The sequence below is a fragment of the Ruminococcus flavefaciens ATCC 19208 genome (assembly GCF_000518765.1).
Classification (GTDB): Bacteria; Bacillota; Clostridia; order Oscillospirales; family Ruminococcaceae; genus Ruminococcus; species Ruminococcus flavefaciens.
In genome coordinates this window covers 135,278-153,559 of record NZ_KI912490.1, presented here as the reverse complement: position 1 = coordinate 153,559, position 18,282 = coordinate 135,278, and the positions used below count along the sequence as shown (strand labels likewise).

Here is an 18,282-nt window from a genome sequence, read left to right as displayed (position 1 = left end):
CAATGTCATTATTCAAAAATGCAACCTTAATGATTACAGGAGGTACAGGAAGCTTTGGTAATGCTGTCCTAAATCGTTTTTTAAAAACTGATATCGGAGAAATTCGAATTTTCTCTCGTGATGAGAAGAAACAAGATGATATGCGTCATCACTTTCAGGCGACAATGCCGGAAGTAGCTGACAAGATCAAGTTCTACATTGGCGACGTCAGATCTCTGGAATCCGTTCGAGGAGCTATGGTAGGTGTAGACTACATATTCCATGCTGCCGCACTCAAGCAGGTTCCTTCATGTGAATTCTTCCCGATGGAAGCCGTTAGAACTAATGTTATTGGCACTGATAATGTCTTGACAGCTGCTATTGAAGCTGGAGTAAAGTCTGTTATTTGTCTTTCTACTGATAAAGCCGCCTATCCTATTAATGCAATGGGTATTTCCAAGGCGCTTGAAGAAAAGGTTGCGATTGCAAAGTCAAGAACTTCTGGCAAGACCAAGATCTGCTGCACCAGATACGGTAATGTCATGTGTAGTCGAGGCTCTGTTATCCCACTGTGGATTGATCAGATTCAAAATGGACAGCCCATCACACTTACAGAGCCGACTATGACTCGCTTTATAATGTCACTGGAAGAAGCGGTTGACCTTGTTCTCTTTGCATTTGAGCATGGTGAGAATGGTGATTTGCTTATTCAGAAAGCGCCGGCTTGTACGATTCAGACTCAGGCTGAGGCTGTTTGTGAACTGTTCGGCGGTAAGAAGGAGGATATCAAAGTGATCGGCATTCGTCACGGCGAGAAGATGTTTGAGACGCTGCTCACGAACGAGGAATGTGCCAAGGCAATCGATATGGGTGATTTCTACCGTGTGCCTGCTGATAATCGTGGATTGAATTATGATAAGTATTTTAAGGAAGGCGATAGTAAGCGTGTAACTCTTACAGAGTTTAATTCAAACAATACTAAACTTCTGAATGTTGAAGAAACTAAAGAAAAGATTGCTTCACTTACATATATTCAAGAAAGACTTGAAGAAATGAGGAACAAGTAAAATGGCACAGTGGAAAGAAAACGGAAAACTCAAACTGATGATCATCGTAGGCACTCGCCCGGAGATCATCCGTCTTGCTGCGGTAATAAAGAAGTGTCGCAAATACTTTGATACCATCCTCGTTCACACAGGTCAGAACTATGACTACAACCTGAACGGTGTATTCTTCAAGGATCTCGGCCTTGATGATCCTGAGCTGTATCTTGATGCAGTAGGCAACGATCTCGGCGAGACTATGGGTAACATCATTGCTGCTTCTTACAAGGCAATGGCGGAGCTGAAGCCTGATGCCGTTCTTGTTCTCGGAGACACTAATTCCTGTCTGTCAGTTATAGGCGCAAAGCGTCTGCATATACCGATCTTCCATATGGAAGCAGGTAACCGCTGCAAGGATGAATGCCTGCCGGAAGAGACTAACCGCCGTATCGTTGACATTATTTCCGATGTCAATATGGCTTATTCCGAGCACGCAAGAAGATATCTTGCAGACTGCGGACTGCCTAAGGAGCGTACCTATGTTACAGGTTCTCCTATGGCTGAGGTTCTCACTGAAAACCTTGAAGCTATTAAGGCATCTGATGTTCACTCTCGTCTCGGACTTGAAAAGGGTAAGTATATCCTTCTCTCAGCTCACCGTGAGGAGAATATCGACACTGAGAAGAACTTCACAAGCCTGTTTACTGCTATCAATCAGATGGCAGAGAAGTATGATATGCCCATACTCTACAGCTGCCATCCACGTTCTAAGAAGCGTCTTGAAGCATCCGGTTTCAAGCTTGACAGCCGTGTAATCCAGCATGAACCGCTTGGTTTCCATGACTATAACTGCTTACAGATGAACGCTTTTGCTGTTGTATCGGACAGTGGTACACTCCCCGAGGAGAGCAGTTTCTTTACATCCATCGGACATCCTATCCCTGCAATATGTATAAGAACATCGACTGAGCGCCCTGAGGCGCTCGATAAAGCTTGCTTTATTCTTTCCGGTATTGATACCAAGGGACTGCTTCAGGCTGTAGATACAGCCGTTGAAATGGTCAAGGAAGAAAAGAACGGCGGAGCTATCCCCGTTCCCGATTACACTGATATCAATGTATCTGATAAGGTTGTAAAGATTATTCAGTCATACGTGGGCGTTGTCGATAAGATGGTTTGGAGGAAAGAATCACGTGATAAATAAAAAGGTAGAAGGTGAAATACAAAGAAACTATCAAATTGATAATATCAGGGCTATTGCTATCCTTTTAGTTGTAATTGGTCACAGTATTATTATTTATTCATCTTCTTGGGGATTATATAAGAGTAGTAATAGTTTTGTATTTTTTGATTATCTTAAAGATTTTATAAACATTATTCAGATGCCAATATTCTTTGCAGTTTCTGGTTTTTTGTTTGCATTTTCAGTGGATAAGAAGAGATTCTTTGAGATTGTCAAAGATAAAGCGTACAGATTATTGATTCCATATATATTTTTTGCGTTTCTCTGGTTGCTTCCTATTAGATTGGTGGTGAATTATCCCGGTTATTCTGGCAAATCATTAGTGACTATTATAGTTAAGTGCCTATTATATGGCAGCGATAATGGCCATTTGTGGTATCTAATAGCATTGTTTTGGATTTTTATATTTGCATCAATAATAATTCGCTTTAGCAACAAGCACATAAGCGATACTATGCTGATTTTGAATTTCAAGCACAATGAATATACTATAGGTCGCTTTCTCTTTTTGGTGTTTAGCATACTCCTTCTATGCGTTGGAAAAATTGTGGATCTATATTATTTTAATTCAGTATCACAATATATGATTTGTTTTGCACTTGGCTTAGTAATACATGATTTCTATAGCAAGCTAAGCAAAGTGAGATTTGTAAACAAAATAGGTATTTTTACTGTTTCATTATTGTTGTCAATCATTTGTCTTTGCAAAAGAAATGGTGTAATACACTTTGTATTAAGTATTATCACTGCTTTTCTGTTGATTATTTTTCTATTTATCATTGTGCCCAATAAAAAGATTAATACCTTGTCTTATTTATCATCAGTAAGTTTTGGTGTATATCTCTTCCATTCCCCTTTAGTATATATCAGCTATACTTATTTTCCAGATATTCATCCTCTATTTATGTTCTTTGTTAATTTTGCTTTGTTTGGGTTGGTTTCTTTAGTTCTTACACAACTTTTTAAGAAATGCAAATTAAAATTTGCGATTGGCGAATATCGATAAAAGGAGTAGTTCAAATGAATATATTAATTACCGGAGCGAAAGGCTTTGCGGGAAGAAATCTTGTCGAGAATCTGAAAAACATCCGTGATGGGAAGAATAAGACCAGACCCAATATAACAGTCGAAGAAATATACGAGTATGATTTAGATTCTACACCTGAGCAGCTGGATGAGTACTGCTCTAAAGCTGACTTTGTATTCAATCTTGCAGGTGTTAACCGTCCTACTGACCCTGCTGATTTCAAGAAGGGTAACCGTGATTTTGCGGAGACACTTTTGGAGACACTCAAGAAGTATAACAGCAAGGCACCTGTTATGGTATCATCATCCATTCAGGCTACACTTGCAGGCCGTTTCGGCACTTCTGAGTATGGCCTGAGCAAGAAGGCAGGCGAAGAACTGTTTTTTGCCTATGGCGAAGAAACAGGCAACAGAGTGATGGTTTACCGTTTCCCGAATCTTGTGGGAAAGTGGGTAAAACCAAACTACAATTCCGCTGTTGGCACATTCTGCAATAACATTGCAAATGATCTTCCTATTACAGTAAATGATCCGAGCGTTGAGCTTGAGATGCTGTTTATTGATGATCTGGTCGAGGAGATGTTCGATGCTATCGAAGGCAAGGAGCATCACTGTGAGTTTGACGGTGTAAACGCTATAATTCAGGATAACGGCAGATACTGCTATGCACCTGTAACACATAAGGCTACCCTTGGAAGAATAGTTGAGCTCCTCAACATATTCCATGATCAGCCTAAGACTCTGGTTATGCCTGAGATCCCGAACGGCAGCTTTGAGAAGAAGCTGTATTCAATGTATCTGTCGTATCTCCCTAAGGAGAAGACCATCTTTGATCTGAAGATGAACTGCGATGACAGAGGAAGCTTTACCGAGCTTCTGAAAACTGCTAACTGTGGTCAGTTCTCCGTGAATATCAGCAAGCCTGGTATTACTAAGGGACAGCACTGGCATAACAGCAAGTGGGAATTCTTTATTGTTGTTGCAGGTCATGGCCTTATTCAGGAGCGTAAAATTGGTACAGATGAGGTTATTGAGTTTGAAGTAAGCGGAGATAAGATCCAGGCAGTTCATATGCTTCCTGGCTATACACACAACATAATCAATCTCTCTGATACAGAGAATCTTGTAACTGTTATGTGGGCAAATGAGCAGTTTGATCCTAATCATCCGGATACATTTTTTGAGAAGGTGTAAATTAAAAATCATACGGAAGGAATACAATCACTTATGTGCGGAATAGTAGGATTTACAGGAAAAATACAGGCAGCACCGATATTGCTTGATGGACTTTCAAAACTTGAATACAGAGGATATGACTCTGCCGGTATTGCGGTACGAGATGGTGAATCTAAGACTGAGATAATCAAAGAAAAAGGAAAGCTTAAAGTCCTTGCTGATAAAACAGATAATGGAAGAGCAGTAAAAGGTTGTTGTGGTATTGGTCATACAAGATGGGCGACGCACGGTGAGCCCTCTGCTGCAAATGCACATCCCCATTCTTCTGATGATGGAAATGTCGTAAGCCAGTACATCAGGCATAGGTGTTTAGATGACAATAGCTTCGACGATACACATGAAAAGGCTGCAGAATAAAAATAATCCCCAGTATGATGCGAAATGATATAATCCCCTTAGAGTAGACACACGAAAAACAAAAACGTGTGAAAGCTTTAAGGGGGTTATTTTATGTCAAAAAGAAATAAGCTAACAGATGAAGAGTAGTAAGGTAAGCGTCAAATAAACCGCGTCCCATAAGATATAAAAATATCCTCGCCGATGGCGAGGAAAAACTTTATCAATTATTTCATGGCAGAAGTATCGTTGGAATTGTCAAGAAATGTGCAGTCGGAGAATACCCAAAATCTTGGATAGGCAGGAGTCAGGCGGCATGATGAGCCGACTTGGTTGAAGTTCTTAATGTCACAGGTGGGAGACCGCCTGCATTGAAGCTGTTGATCCTTTGTGTGTTGTAATAGCCGAAGATATATCTGAAGATGACAGTTTTGACCTCTTCACGCTTCATTCGGTATGTAGGTATCTGATACAGCTTTTCTTTTTTCAGTGTGGCAAAGAAGCTCTCCATGCGAGCGTTGTCATAGCAGTCGAAAAAATAATGCCACTGAGTGGTGCGTAACACTCAGTGGCAAAACTTCTATATAGGCATCAGCTCATCGGCTCGGTGATTAATAATTCATATGGTTTATCAACGAAACAAACATAAGTAGCCGTTTATCCAATACTTGATCTCGCTGTCCCAGACATACTCATACAGCTTTTCAAGAGCCTTGGCTATCTTCTTTTGAGCGGCATTTCTCGTGATCATAAGCATATCGGCAATATCAGCAACAGACATCTTCTCATAGCCGAATATTCCTAAGTAGCAGCCGAGAATGTGCTGCTGTTCTGCTTTCAGTTTGGCATACTTCTGTCTCAGCAATGGATATACGGCTCGCTGTATAGCTTTCTTGCGGACATTATCACCGATTGGAGCAATGCGTGGATTCTGGTCTTCATCGGGATCGTCATCATATGAGACCATGAGCTGTTCATAGTGAAAAGTGAAGTTCAGACAGTCTACGACCAACTTCTCCTTTATATTCAGTTCCTTGGCTATATCCTCAATACTTAGTCCGTCACCATGCAGCTTCTTGCACTTGCGTATCTGTGTCATAGTGCCGTGAGGGATATTGATGAGTCCGTAGTATTCCTCTATATACCGCCACATCTTTCCGAAAATGAATGGATAAAGATATGTTTGTAGCTTACTGATTGCAGGATCAAACTTCTTTTCGCGGATACGCTCCACGAATTCCAATGCGCCGACCTGTTCCAGGTCCTGCTGCATATCCTCGGACAGCTTCAATCCGCTGCGCTTGGAAATGTCGGTAACGATATTATGGATATAGTTCGTATTCTGTCTGTACAGCTTGTCAAGAGCTGTATCATCGCCGCTATAATACTGCTTAATCAGTTCATCCGTTTTCATTTTTCACCGCCTTTGGACGTCCACGCTTTGGTGGTTCAATACCGCACAGCTTGTACAGGTTATCAGAGGACATTTGCTTCTCGAATTCCTGATCACTGTACTTTAGTGATGTGGCAGCTGTGTGATATATGGCTTCTGCTTTGTTCAATAATGTGTCGCGGACTTCTACCGTAATAGCTCCGCGCTGACAGCTTCGCATGATTCGGTGTACCGCTTTCCTGTATGTTTGATACTTTGGATTGTTGACATTACTATCCTTAACATGTGTCTTCCTGTATGCTATCTGCTTACAAGTAAACTTAGGATCTTTAAGAGAAGGCTTGTCGCAGAAGCGGGTTCTGTATGCGTTGGTTGAAAGGTAGAACCGTTTGCAGTGCTCGCACCTGCGGATACAGTGACCTGTCATAAGCCCCTTCATATAGTCGATTTTCAGTAAGGATTGCAGTGAAGATGTGTGATAATACTCAGCAATAATGTATTCACCGCTGCCCTCGGATTTTTCTCTCGGCACAAGAGTGAACGAGGTGAGCGTATCGTGATATTTGTATATGCCTTCGCTATGCTGTATCGGATTTATAATGTACTTGTACGCTGAAGGTGAGGAGACAAAATCATAATATGCAGCCGCATAGTTCCATGGTTCGCATTTTCCGAGGTTCATTATCCAGTTTTTAATAAAGACAAAGATAGTCTGATTAAAACTGTAAATATCTGAAATTATATCACCATATTTTAAAACCAGCGGAAGAAATGCAATTGTTTTTTCAAGGATGTCATCGCTGCTTACTAATGAACGAATTGTTTTGACAGATGCACCTATTACTTGAAAGATCTTATGTCTTCGCAGCAGACTGTCAATTTCGAAAAGTTTATCTATCCATAAATCAAGGTCCTTTTCATCAAGGTTCTCATTAAGCTTTTCGGGGACTATCATATCCTTTAGTTTTTTATGTTTATCTTTCAGCTCATGGTATTCATCGGGAGTAATATTCAGGCAGGACTCTGTAAGCTCACCGAGAAGAAAGTCCTGTCCGTCGACTTCAATTGTCTTTCCTTTGACGTAAAAACAAATATCAGAAAACATATGTTCTATCACCTCCGATTATAGTATATCACATCCAAAATCAAATTGCAAGTAAAATTGTCGTTTTTAATAAAAATTAATTGTTACCTGATTTTATGCAAAATCAAAAAATCGTACCATAATATATTTAGAGGGCAAAACGCTTCGCATTTCGCGGAGCGTTTTTTGCTGTCAAAATAAAGGGGGGATAGTTATAGGAAACGAATTAACGATCTACAACAGCGAGTACATTATGACAACTCCGCTGGAAAAGCAGGAGTACATCATCTACAAAATGATGTATCCCGGACTGTATATCCTTGCAGGCGCACCGAAGATAGGTAAGTCGTGGTTAGCACTTGACTTGTGTTTGTCAGTCGCTAACGGTGAGCAGTTCCTCAAGCACGATACTAATATTGGTCAGGTATTGTATCTGAGTCTTGAGGACAACCTCCTTCGTTTGCAGAACAGGATATATGAACTCACAGATGAACCCTGTGAGAACTTGAACTTCGCAATAGAAGCACAGTCAATAGGCAACGGTTTGGAGGAAGAACTTGAAAGAGGTAAACAGAAGCTCCCTGATTTGAAAGTGATTGTTATCGACACATTGCAGAAAGTCAGGTGCAGCACTGATGTCAACTATGGTTCAGATTACAAAGAACTTTCTGTACTGAAAGCGCTTGCGGACAAGCTGAAAGTAGCAATACTTGTTGTACATCATACGCGCAAGTGTTATGACAGCGATCCGTTCAATATGGTGTCAGGTTCGACTGGTATCATCGGAAGCGTTGACGGTATCATGGTTATGATCGAAGAACGTCGCGGCAGCAAAAAAGCTAAAATATACTGCGCAGGTCGTGACATCGAACACCTTGAATTGAACTTGGAGTTTGCAAATCACAGGTGGAATGTTGCTGATGTTGTTCCTGAGCGCAAGCCTGATCTTTTCTCTTTCGCAATACATGATCTCATGGCCGATGAAAAACGCTTCACAGGTTCCGCAACTGAACTCTGCAAACTGATGTACAAACGATTCAGTCGTGAGTATGCTCCTAACTGGATGACGCGCAATCTTGTTCAGCACACGGACGAATTAAAAGTGTACGGAGTGCAATTCAGTATGCGAAGAAGTCACGGCTCACGAATACTTGAACTTGTTTATGACCAGTCGGGTGACAGTAAAAACGGGAGCCTGCTGTGGGTAGAAATTGCTGACCATACCGACACCCGAAGTTCAGAAAATGTCTATTTACCTTTGTTTGAGTCGGGTGACGGTAAAACTGAGGGTGACGGTATTTGTGGTTCAGGGTGACGGTATAACGCACTAGGGTGACAGTAAAACAGCGCACAAAAACGCCCGTTTTTGCCGCCGATACAGAAATCGGATAGTTATCCCACCTGCACCCACAAAAGCGATTGTCGCGCAACGTGGAGCGAGTGTGGCGATACCGCACAGATACTATCGGCAGAGGAGAAAAGCGGCGGTGATATCATCACCGTGAAAGGAGTGGTCAGAGTGGAAAAATACCTGAAAATCGGGCAGTGACTGTCTGTTGCAGGATAAAGTTTCGGGGTCGCAGCCCCCGAAACGGTCACAGCGGAACGGCAAAGCCGACCGCAAAATAGCAGAAAAAGAGGGTTCCGCCAAAAGGAGTCGTAACTTCGCTGAGTGTTACGGTTCAGGAGTCGGAAATGAAAGAATCAGCGAAACATAGGACAATAAACGGTGTCGGAGAGTAATAATGGAGGGTTTTATGGAGAAAAAGGAAAAACAGGCGGTTTGGCTCTACCCCAGGACAAAAGAGCTGATGGTTGAGCATTTGAAGGCGGCAAATGCTACATCTCAGAGTGACTTCATTGAGAAAGCGATAAGGTTTTATTCAGGCTACCTCGACTGCAATTCAGATACAGCAACGGAATATCTCGCGCACGTTCTGACTTCAATTATCGATGGAATAGTCAAAGGCTCGGAGTACAGAATTAACCGTGGGCTCTTCAAGTTGGCGGTGGAGTCGGCTATGCAGTCTCACTTCCTCGCGGCGGTCAACGATATAGATGATGAAGTTATGGAAGACCTTAGGGGAATGTGCGTGGACGAAGTTGCTCACATCAACGGCGTGATAAACTTTGAGCGAGCCTACGATTATCAGAAAGGGGATGATGACGATGAGTGAAAAAGTGAGAACAGGGATATATATTTCCGAGGACTTGCTCCGCGAGTGCGACGAGTATCTTTCCAAGAACGACGGTAGCCGCTCGGAGCTTATCGAGTCTGCACTGAGATTATATCTCGCAACGAGGAAGATAAAAGTCAAGTCGGAAGTGCTTGTCCCTGAGCTTGCGGAGTGCATAGCCGCGGCAAGTGACGAAGGCATAACGAAAATATCTAAGGGACTTTTCCGTTACGCAGTTGAGGTTGAAATGCTCATTGCACTGCTGGCGGAGACCTTCGAAGTCAGCAAGAATCACCTCAAAGATGTACGCCGTGAGGCTGTCAACAACGTCCGCAGAACGAGGGGAAAGGTCAACCTCGATGACCTTATCATGCGTAATGAGTGTGAGGGGATTGTCGACAATGATGACTCCCCGATACAGGAACTCGACTAACTCAGGGGTAAAATACCCGTGAGTTATTATTCGAAGCTCGACTACCGTAGCGGTACTTGAAGTCCCAAAACAGGACCGCACTCAGTCCTACCTCGGGAGCGAGTTCCCAAAATGGGAATTCGGCATGGTGGGATGAAACATCCCGTCATGACGATGAGGTGGTGAATCGCCACCTCGCCACCTGAGTCGTCGAATCGCAGACCCAGCAAAGGGGTGTCCAAAATGGACTGTGCTTATCAGGTGTTGCCGAAACGGCAGCACCTTCAAATCATCCATATCGGAATGTATGAACTGACAGAACGATTTGTTCGGTCAGTAGACGAAGTAACAAAACGTGACGGCGTCTCTATGAACAAAGGGGTGTCACGAAACGTGACATCCTTGCAATAACTGTATCGTAAAAAACTATACCTTTAACACTCATCAAGGGTACGGTAATTCACCGTACCCTTTAATTCTAAGTAAAGGAATGATGAAAATGAACAATTCAAATCACACAGGAAACGAGATAAAGACAATGAGAAGGAGTATGATCGAATGGCTGAAAACAAAACAGAGACTAAAATCGTAATGCTTACAATAAAACAGGCGGCAGCTCTTGTGGAAGGGCTGACCGAGTACAGAGTCCGCCAGATGTGCCTGAGCGGTCAGGTGCCGCACATCATGGCAGGCAACAAGTATCTTATCAACAAGGAATTATTCCTGAAATATCTGCGCGGGGAGACTGCGTAAAAAAATAGTGGAAATGGCGCGTTTTTTCTGGACTTCCGCACCGAGTTGTGGTATGATGTCGTTGGCAAAACGCGCCATATTTATGAAGGAGGGAAAATATATGGCGACTATAAGAAAAAGACCGAATGGTTCATTCGAGATAAAGGTATCATGCGGTTACGATATATACGGAAGGCAGCATAATCAGTACAAAAGCTACTATCCTGAACCCGGCATGACTCCTCGTCAGATCGATAAAGAGGTAAACAAACAGGCGGTGCTGTTCGAGGAGGAGTGCAAGAAAGGTCAGATAACATCGGCGGTCAAGTTTGAGACATTTGCCGAGCAGTGGTTTGATGAGTATGCAAAGGTCAACCTGAGACCGACCACATTCTCCAAAATGCGTCAGGTCACCAAGCGTATCTACGCTGCAATCGGACACAAGCGTATGGACAAGATAACGTCCAGAGACATACAAATGTTCATCACCGACCTTATCGTGAACGGCAGGCACATGGTCACAGGCAAGCCGCTGTCTCGAAAGACGGCTATACATCACCTGAGCTTCATCAGCGACATTTTCAGCTACGCTATCCGTATGGGAATGCTGACAGACAATCCGTGCAGCAGAGTTGTGATACCCAAACTGGAGCAGAAGGAAAAGGAAATCTACACCCTTGACGAAGTGAAGAAGCTGTTTGAAGATCTGGGCTATGAGCCAATGTGGTTTCAGGTCTACATAACTCTGGCGATATACAGCGGCTTCCGAAGAAGCGAAATGCTGGGACTGGAGTGGAAGGACATCGACTTCGACTACAACACCATAAGAGTCCGCAGAACTTCCCATTACACACCTGCAAAGGGTATCTACACTGATACTACAAAAACGAAGAAGTCTCAGCGAGTGGCAAAGTTCCCCGAGGACGTTATGGATATGCTGAAGAAATACCGCAAGGAGCAGAGAAAAGAAGCCCGTCGGCTGGGAACGAAGTGGGAGGATAACGACAGGCTGTTCACCAAGTGGAACGGTTCACCCATGTATCCCGAAATGCCGTACAAGTATCTGAAAAGCTACTGCGAGAAGATTGACATACCCTTCCGTGGCATACATTCACTGCGGCACCTTCACGCATCGCTCCTCATCTACGAGGGAATAGACGTAGTAGCTGTGTCAGCCGACATGGGACACAGCATCGTAGGAACGACTCTGAACCTGTACTCCCATATGTTCCAGGAGGCGAGAGCGAGAAACTGCGATGCCATAACAAATGCACTGAGATTTACCCGAGAGGGAAATAACACTAAACCTAAGTCTGCAAAGGAGGCCGAACCCGACATTGACGAATATGAGGACGAGCTTGAAGAAGAAACTATGAAGCAGACTATGGCATAAAAATACTCCGCAGAGACAAAACTCTGCGGAGCATCTGATATTGTTAAATAAAAAAATAAGTGGTCAATAAGTGGTTGAGAGCACTTTTAAAAAAGAACGAGCTCGCAAAATGGCTATTCTAAGCCGTTTGCGAGCCTTGCTTCTGGTGGAGCAATCAGTGTTAAAAACAAACTCTGATTGACTTTCAATATCGGACAGTAGCTTATCATCAACAGTTACTTCCTTATCGCCTGTATTGAAAATAATAGTCAATTTATCGTCATACAGGTATATACGATTGATGAATGTGTTTATTAGAGCTTTTCGGTACATAATATCATTTGCATTGCCGTTCTTCATTTGAGTAAGGAAAAATCTGATCTCATTTTCGGATATTGACACGGTTTGACTTTTCTCGATAGCGAGCTGCTTTGTGAGGTTGTCAGTTTCTTCATTCAGCCTTGATATTTCTCCATATAAGCTGTTTCTGACGCTCTCTATGCCACATTCAGCAACAGCGGCGATAAGATTATGCTGTTTTCTTTCAACGTCTCTGAGAGCTTTTTCAAGCCTTTTGATATTAGTATTGTCCTTTTCTCGCTCACAGAGATTAACGATTTCCTTAGTGATAGTATCAATATTTTCTTTAGTCAGGAGCTTTCGACATTCTTCAATAACAAGGTTCTCGATATAGTCTTTATGTACAGCTTTCTTATCACAAAGTTTCTTCTTTGCATGGTTGCATTTGTAATAATAGTAGGTGATGCCGCTTTTTCCTGTTCCTTTTATACCTGTCATCATGTTTCGGCATTTACCACAGAATAGTTTAGTTGTTAATATGTATTCAGCTTTCGCCTTTCTATGGGCGGGAGCTGTTTTGTTTTTATCAAGAATATCTTGGACTTTATAGAATAGATCATCTGATATTATTCTTGGCATACCGTCAATGATTTCCTTGTCCTTGTAAGTGTATATTCCTATATAACGCTTATTACGTAAGATTTTCCATAATGAATTCTTATTGAAAGAAACTCCTCGAGATGTTTTATATCCTTGTTGATTTAATGTGGTGCATATCTCAGTAACAGTTTTACCACTCGCATACATTTCAAATATCATAGTGATAATAGGAGCGGCTTCTGTATCAATTTCAAACTTTTTCTCACTATTGACTTTATATCCGAGAGCAACATTGCCGCCTGTACAAAGGCACTGTTCGGCATTATAGTCCATACCTCTACGGATTTTTTGTCCGAGTTCTGCGGAATAGTATTCAGCCATTGCTTCAAGCAAGCCTTCAACGAGTATACCGCTTGCATCGTCAGTGATATTTTCACGGGCTGAGAGAACACGAACATTGTTTTTCTTCAACTTAGCCTTATAAATAGCACTGTCATATCGATTACGGGCGAAGCGGTCCAGCTGATATACAATAACATATTCAAAGTGTTTATTTGCACTGTCGGAGATCATTCTCAAGAAGTCGGGGCGACTGTCAGTAGTTCCCGAAATAGCTCTGTCGATGTATTCGCCTATAACAGTATATCCATTTCTTTCAGCAAAAGCATAGCACTCCTTAAGTTGCTGTTCAATGCTTTCTTCTCTTTGGTTATGACTTGAAAAACGTGCATATATAACGGCAGTCATTTTAACCAACCTTTCTGTTTTTCTGTTTCTCTTAAAAATGAATGATACGCTTCAAGATTTTCAGCGGCTTCATAAGGTATATATGATATATAGTCATTGCATTTCTTTTGAAACTCTTCAACATATTTATTGTATGCACCTTTATTTTTGCCGCTTCTTTGGCTTTTACTTGAATATGCCTTTGTTTCAATCCTGTTTTTTACTCTCGTGCATTCTTGTTTCATACTTTTTGCGGCTTCTTTGCATAGTAAATGAGAATATCTTTCAACAGTCGTTTTCCTATTGCAGTATTTAGTCTTAAATGAAGTAGTAACAAACCAACGTCCGCAATGCTCGCAGCGCTTTAGTTTTAAGTGCTCATAAGCATAGTAGTAAAGGATACCATAAAAAACGTCATATATGGTTTTTATCTCAAAAAAGCGCATTCCTTTTGTATTTTTATAATCGCCATGTTCAATAGGTTGTTGCTCAACATGAACTTTATTTTGTATTCTAAACATGTTTATTTCGTCTAATGAAGGTTTGTATTCATCTTTTCCTTTGGTAATGGTATAGATGAACTCATAAATTGAGTTAATTGTGCCTAATAGAGTGCATTTCATTGAAGCAATCGGCTTTAGAACTTCTATACAAGTGTCATTTAAAATGATTTCCAATATAACATCTTTAGAGCCAAAGTTGTCATGTATAAAAGAACCATACCTTTTATATTCGGGGGTGTTTTCAAAAGAATTATATAATAGATTTCCGAATGCGCAATCAATAGTACCTAATGCAAGCACTTTGTATGTTTCATCATTTGTTTTTTGCAAATATACGCAGTTTTGTTCCTTGTCAATTACTAATTCTAAAATATTTTTTCGTAAGGAATTAACAAGCTTGAGTTCCATTTACTTCTCCTTTCAAAATGTTTCAATTCAATAATATTATATCACAACATTTTTAATAAGTCAACAAGAATTATTCTTGATACAATGTAAATAGAAAAGGGCGCCCCTTTCATTTTATTTATGAAAGGACTTTTTAAAATGAAAAATGTTGAAATCAGGAGTTTGATAAAACAGAATAGGTTGTTTTATTATGAAGTTGCTGAAAAAATCGGCATAGCAGAAGCAACTTTTTGCAAGTGGCTACGCAAAGAACTTACCGCAGACCAGAAGCAGAAAGTATTGTTTGCTATCAATGAACTTTCAGGTAGACAATATGGAAGTTGTAACTAATAATAACAATTATATAATCAGTCACAAACAAGCTCAATATTTTGCTATTCAGGTATTTACTGGTATGAAGAAGTACATAGAGGAGCATAGAGCTGAGTATGAAAAATGGCTGACAGAACATGAAAAAACTAAGGATATTAACAATACAAACAAATAAATAAATTAATACTTCATAGGAGGATACTATGGAAGTTAAAATTATCAGGACTGAAACTCTTGCAAAGATACGTGATGTTATCCCGGTAGGAAAACAGAACGCTATTCCTTGTAAGGATATACAGGTTGCATTTGGATTTGAGACACCTCGAGATGTAAAAAGAGCTATCGCATTACTGCGTGATAGTGGCGAACCTATATGTGCAGATTTATCGTCAACAGGCGGTTATTTTATACCAGAGACAGTTGACGAAGCACAGGAGTATCTCTCAATTAAGCGAAAACAGTTAAAATCAGAGCAGCGAGCCCTTGAACCCGTCATAAAATTTTGCCGCTATAACGGTGCAGGCGGTGAGGATAGATGACCATATTTGATGAGGTAAAAGAGCGCACTGATATGCGTTCTATTGCTGAATATTACGGCTTTACACCTAACAGGGGTAATTATATATGCTGTCCGTTTCATAGTGAAAAAACGCCATCTATGCGTTTATACGAACATGATTATCATTGTTACGGCTGCGGAGAACATGGGGACGGTGTGTCATTTGTAATGAAGCTCTATAATCTGCCTGCGAAAGAAGCGGCACAGAAGATCAATGCAGATTTCGCTCTCGGTCTGGATATAGGCAGGAGCAGAGAGCCGCAGAAGAAAACGGTCACAGCTTCACAGCTGCTTAGTTACTATCAGCAGTGGGAGAAATGGGCTTTTCTTATGCTGAACGGATATTATAAACTGTTGAAGATGTGGTTTGAGGAGTTTGCTCCGAAAACTCCCGATGATGAGCCATATCCTCTGTGGGTGAGAGCCTGCAATGAGCTGCCGAAGGTGAAGTGGTTCTGCATGATACTGATACAGGGCAGTGACGAGGAGCGCAGAAGCTTCTTTATAAATCACAGAGGGGAGGTCGAAGGAATTGCAGCTGAATACCATAAATATATCGGAGAATGAAAAGGCATTTCTGGCGGCACTGTCTGAGGATATGAAGCAGAATGAACCTAAGGTTGAAACAAGTCCGGCAGATCAGAAGCTTGCAATGATTTCATTACTTAATCCCCTTGAATATGGTTACAATGACAGAGGCACTTCTGAGCTGTTTTCTGAGCTGTACCGAAACGAACTGAGATATAACACTACTGCAAAGGAGTGGTATCACTACAATGGAAGGGTATGGGTTAAGGACGTTGGGGGAATGAAGGCACACAGCCTTGCAAAGGAATTCTTTGATCTCCTCATTCGGTACAGTGTCAGTATTAACGATGAAGAAAAAAGACAGCAGTTTTATGCGTACTATGTCAAATACGGCAACAAAAACAAGCGTGATACACTGATAAAGGACAGTATGGATTGTCTTTGTATCTCGGGTGAGAATTTTGACAAGGACAACAGACTTTTCAACTGTATCAACGGCACTCTTGAATTGCCCTCACTGACATTTCGTGAACATAGAGCCGATGATCTTATAACCAAGATGAGCAATGTGGTCTATGACAGCACAGTGGCTTCGGAGATGTGGGATAAATTCTTATCTGAGGTAATGCCGAATGACAGGGAAAAACAACGCTTCCTGCAAAAGGCTCTCGGATATAGTCTGACGGGAGAAGCAAACCTTGAAAGGCTGTTCATTCTTTATGGAGCAACTACACGAAACGGCAAATCAACGCTGCTTTCCACTATTGGACACGCTCTCGGGGACTATGCAGCCAATGCCCTGCCTGAAACACTTGCATTGAAGAAAAAGGATAGCAGGAACGCTTCTGAGGATATAGCAAGACTTGCAGGAATACGCTTTCTGAATGTCAGTGAACCGCCTCAGAGTATGGCGTTTGATGTAGCTCTGGTGAAGTCACTCACAGGCGGCGATATTATAACAGCACGGCGGCTCTTTGAGAATTCATTTGAATTCAAGCCGCAGTTTACAATATTCATAAATACGAATTATCTCCCGAAGGTAGTTGATGATACACTGTTCACGTCTAACAGAGTGAATGTTATTACCTTTGACAAACATTTTTCAACAACTGAGCAAGATCCTGCACTGAAACAAAAACTCATAACTCAGACGAATATCTCAGGAATATTCAACTGGCTTCTGGAAGGTCTGGCGCTATACCGAAAAGAGGGATTGAAACTGCCCTTCTCTGTCATAGCTGCTACAAGGGAATATGCAGTGAGTTCTGATAAGCTCCAGTTATTTCTCGATGATTGTCTCGAGCCTGAGACAGACGGTGCTGTAACAGCTAAAGAAACATATAATTGCTATCGTGAATGGTGTAGCTCAAACGGATATTTTGCTGAGGCTAAAGGTAAATTTATGGATATGCTAAGGAAAAAAAATCTGTTATCTGCGACAGCGACTGTGAACGGCAAAACCGCCTTTAATGTCATAAATGGCTATATTCTGGGAGATTTTTGAAACCTGTAGAAAATGTAGAAAATTGGTGTAAGGTTTTAAACTTCTTAGGCTTCGCGAGAAGGTCACACCGAAAATCTACATTTTCTATAACACAGGTAAAAAAGGAAAGAAGGTAATTCAATGCAGATGCTTGATAGAGATGAATTTGAGCATATAATTGCAGTCATTACACAAGAGAACGTGAAGATATGGGAGCAACTTTATAAAAAAAAGCAAGCAGATCGACGGACTGTTGGAATATAAGGAACGGCTGAAAAATTTGTTACGGCAGAACACGATGATGGATATTGACAAGCTGACCGAAAAAGAAGAACTACTGGATTATTCAGAGTATGGGAGTATTATCCCATATGAAGGCGAAAGTGTACCATTTTAATTGACAGGGGGCGAAACAATATGAATACATCTATTCAGTATCATTCAAACGGCGCATACAAGGTTATTGATGCACTTATGCAGCTCACAGAGGATAAACAAAAGCTCCGTGATGTGAGCCACATACTCGGACAGAAGGACTTAGAAGTAAATATCGAGCATTTACGGCGATATGTGGCGGCATTGGAGACAGCTTCAATGCAAGACAGGACTATCCTGTGAGGTATGTTATGTATGTAGTTTATTATTGCGAAAGCAGAGACAGATACAGCGTTTCACGGCTTGACAGTGCAAAGCGGTGCGGACTGAATATAATCAGCAAACATGAGACATACCGAAAGGCAGAAAAGGCGGCGGCAGAACTTGCACGGAAAAAGGGCAATCTCAATATAGAGTGGGCTAAGAATAAGAAATAAATCATAATGGCGCTGTGT

Annotated in this window: 21 protein-coding genes and 1 pseudogene; 17 read left to right on the top strand and 5 right to left on the bottom strand. The window is 41.5% G+C overall.

The window, feature by feature from the left end; all coding sequences use genetic code 11:
• The first annotated feature begins 2 nt into the window (after positions 1–2).
• From L870_RS0110915 to L870_RS0110895, 5 genes and pseudogenes are all read left to right on the top strand, one after another.
• Complete coding sequence (locus tag L870_RS0110915; RefSeq protein WP_028518176.1) at positions 3–1,046, top strand: polysaccharide biosynthesis protein; 1,044 nt, start codon at positions 3–5, stop codon at positions 1,044–1,046.
• Position 1,047: 1 nt separating this feature from the next.
• Positions 1,048–2,226 carry a non-hydrolyzing UDP-N-acetylglucosamine 2-epimerase gene (gene wecB, locus L870_RS0110910; RefSeq protein WP_028518175.1) on the top strand — a complete coding sequence of 393 codons (1,179 nt, stop codon included), beginning with the start codon at positions 1,048–1,050 and terminating at the stop codon, positions 2,224–2,226.
• Positions 2,216–3,271: an acyltransferase family protein gene (locus tag L870_RS0110905; RefSeq protein ID WP_028518174.1), complete on the top strand. Its 1,056-nt coding sequence runs from the start codon at positions 2,216–2,218 to the stop codon at positions 3,269–3,271. Before wecB ends, L870_RS0110905 begins: the two co-directional genes overlap by 11 nt.
• A gap of 14 nt (positions 3,272–3,285) precedes the next feature.
• A complete protein-coding gene (locus L870_RS0110900) occupies positions 3,286–4,485 on the top strand; it encodes a polysaccharide biosynthesis C-terminal domain-containing protein (protein WP_028518173.1) in 1,200 nt (399 codons plus the stop codon).
• Between the two features lie 33 nt (positions 4,486–4,518).
• A pseudogene (locus L870_RS0110895) lies at positions 4,519–4,812 on the top strand (glutamine--fructose-6-phosphate transaminase (isomerizing)); the annotation flags it as partial.
• A gap of 358 nt (positions 4,813–5,170) precedes the next feature.
• Here the strand turns inward: L870_RS0110895 and L870_RS17350 are convergent.
• The 3 genes from L870_RS17350 to L870_RS0110880 all read right to left on the bottom strand — a co-directional run bounded on the left by L870_RS17350 (position 5,171) and on the right by L870_RS0110880 (position 7,361).
• Positions 5,171–5,428, bottom strand: a complete 258-nt coding sequence (locus L870_RS17350; RefSeq protein WP_242836503.1) for an IS3 family transposase — start codon at positions 5,426–5,428, stop codon at positions 5,171–5,173.
• Positions 5,429–5,494: 66 nt separating this feature from the next.
• Positions 5,495–6,277, bottom strand: a complete 783-nt coding sequence (locus tag L870_RS0110885; RefSeq protein WP_028518171.1) for a sigma-70 family RNA polymerase sigma factor — start codon at positions 6,275–6,277, stop codon at positions 5,495–5,497.
• On the bottom strand, positions 6,264–7,361 hold the full coding sequence (locus L870_RS0110880) for a DUF6076 domain-containing protein (protein ID WP_028518170.1): 1,098 nt from the start codon (positions 7,359–7,361) through the stop codon (positions 6,264–6,266). Before L870_RS0110880 ends, L870_RS0110885 begins: the two co-directional genes overlap by 14 nt.
• Positions 7,362–7,593: 232 nt before the next feature.
• Between L870_RS0110880 and L870_RS17345 the strand changes: the two genes are divergently transcribed.
• The 5 genes from L870_RS17345 (at position 7,594) to L870_RS17340 (ending at position 12,054) form a co-directional block, all read left to right on the top strand.
• Positions 7,594–8,655, top strand: coding sequence for an AAA family ATPase (locus L870_RS17345; RefSeq protein ID WP_051411516.1), 1,062 nt, complete (start codon positions 7,594–7,596; stop codon positions 8,653–8,655).
• A 442-nt stretch (positions 8,656–9,097) separates the two neighbouring features.
• Positions 9,098–9,517, top strand: coding sequence for a hypothetical protein (locus L870_RS0110870; RefSeq protein WP_155250190.1), 420 nt, complete (start codon positions 9,098–9,100; stop codon positions 9,515–9,517).
• Positions 9,510–9,950 carry a CopG family ribbon-helix-helix protein gene (locus L870_RS0110865; RefSeq protein WP_028518168.1) on the top strand — a complete coding sequence of 147 codons (441 nt, stop codon included), beginning with the start codon at positions 9,510–9,512 and terminating at the stop codon, positions 9,948–9,950. Before L870_RS0110870 ends, L870_RS0110865 begins: the two co-directional genes overlap by 8 nt.
• Positions 9,951–10,487: 537 nt before the next feature.
• Positions 10,488–10,682: a helix-turn-helix domain-containing protein gene (locus tag L870_RS0110860; RefSeq protein WP_028518167.1), complete on the top strand. Its 195-nt coding sequence runs from the start codon at positions 10,488–10,490 to the stop codon at positions 10,680–10,682.
• A 100-nt stretch (positions 10,683–10,782) separates the two neighbouring features.
• Positions 10,783–12,054, top strand: coding sequence for a tyrosine-type recombinase/integrase (locus L870_RS17340; RefSeq protein ID WP_080676423.1), 1,272 nt, complete (start codon positions 10,783–10,785; stop codon positions 12,052–12,054).
• Between the two features lie 63 nt (positions 12,055–12,117).
• Here the strand turns inward: L870_RS17340 and L870_RS17335 are convergent, their stop codons facing one another.
• Positions 12,118–13,680, bottom strand: coding sequence for a recombinase family protein (locus L870_RS17335; RefSeq protein ID WP_051411515.1), 1,563 nt, complete (start codon positions 13,678–13,680; stop codon positions 12,118–12,120).
• Positions 13,677–14,570, bottom strand: coding sequence for a DUF6076 domain-containing protein (locus tag L870_RS0110845; protein ID WP_028518166.1), 894 nt, complete (start codon positions 14,568–14,570; stop codon positions 13,677–13,679). Before L870_RS0110845 ends, L870_RS17335 begins: the two co-directional genes overlap by 4 nt.
• 138 nt (positions 14,571–14,708) lie before the next feature.
• Here L870_RS0110845 and L870_RS0110840 point away from each other — a divergent pair, with 138 nt between their 5' ends.
• The 7 genes from L870_RS0110840 to L870_RS0110805 all read left to right on the top strand — a co-directional run bounded on the left by L870_RS0110840 (position 14,709) and on the right by L870_RS0110805 (position 18,264).
• Positions 14,709–14,900 carry a hypothetical protein gene (locus L870_RS0110840; protein ID WP_028518165.1) on the top strand — a complete coding sequence of 64 codons (192 nt, stop codon included), beginning with the start codon at positions 14,709–14,711 and terminating at the stop codon, positions 14,898–14,900.
• A complete protein-coding gene (locus tag L870_RS19340; protein ID WP_155250189.1) occupies positions 14,884–15,057 on the top strand; it encodes a hypothetical protein in 174 nt (57 codons plus the stop codon). Before L870_RS0110840 ends, L870_RS19340 begins: the two co-directional genes overlap by 17 nt.
• Positions 15,058–15,085: 28 nt before the next feature.
• Positions 15,086–15,421 carry a hypothetical protein gene (locus L870_RS0110830; RefSeq protein WP_028518164.1) on the top strand — a complete coding sequence of 112 codons (336 nt, stop codon included), beginning with the start codon at positions 15,086–15,088 and terminating at the stop codon, positions 15,419–15,421.
• On the top strand, positions 15,418–16,008 hold the full coding sequence (locus tag L870_RS17330) for a CHC2 zinc finger domain-containing protein (RefSeq protein ID WP_051411514.1): 591 nt from the start codon (positions 15,418–15,420) through the stop codon (positions 16,006–16,008). Before L870_RS0110830 ends, L870_RS17330 begins: the two co-directional genes overlap by 4 nt.
• A complete protein-coding gene (locus L870_RS17325; RefSeq protein ID WP_051411513.1) occupies positions 15,974–17,473 on the top strand; it encodes a DNA primase family protein in 1,500 nt (499 codons plus the stop codon). The genes L870_RS17330 and L870_RS17325 overlap by 35 nt, the downstream gene beginning before the upstream one ends.
• 396 nt (positions 17,474–17,869) lie before the next feature.
• On the top strand, positions 17,870–18,070 hold the full coding sequence (locus tag L870_RS0110810) for a hypothetical protein (RefSeq protein WP_028518163.1): 201 nt from the start codon (positions 17,870–17,872) through the stop codon (positions 18,068–18,070).
• An 8-nt stretch (positions 18,071–18,078) separates the two neighbouring features.
• Positions 18,079–18,264: a hypothetical protein gene (locus L870_RS0110805; RefSeq protein ID WP_028518162.1), complete on the top strand. Its 186-nt coding sequence runs from the start codon at positions 18,079–18,081 to the stop codon at positions 18,262–18,264.
• Positions 18,265–18,282: the final 18 nt, after the last annotated feature.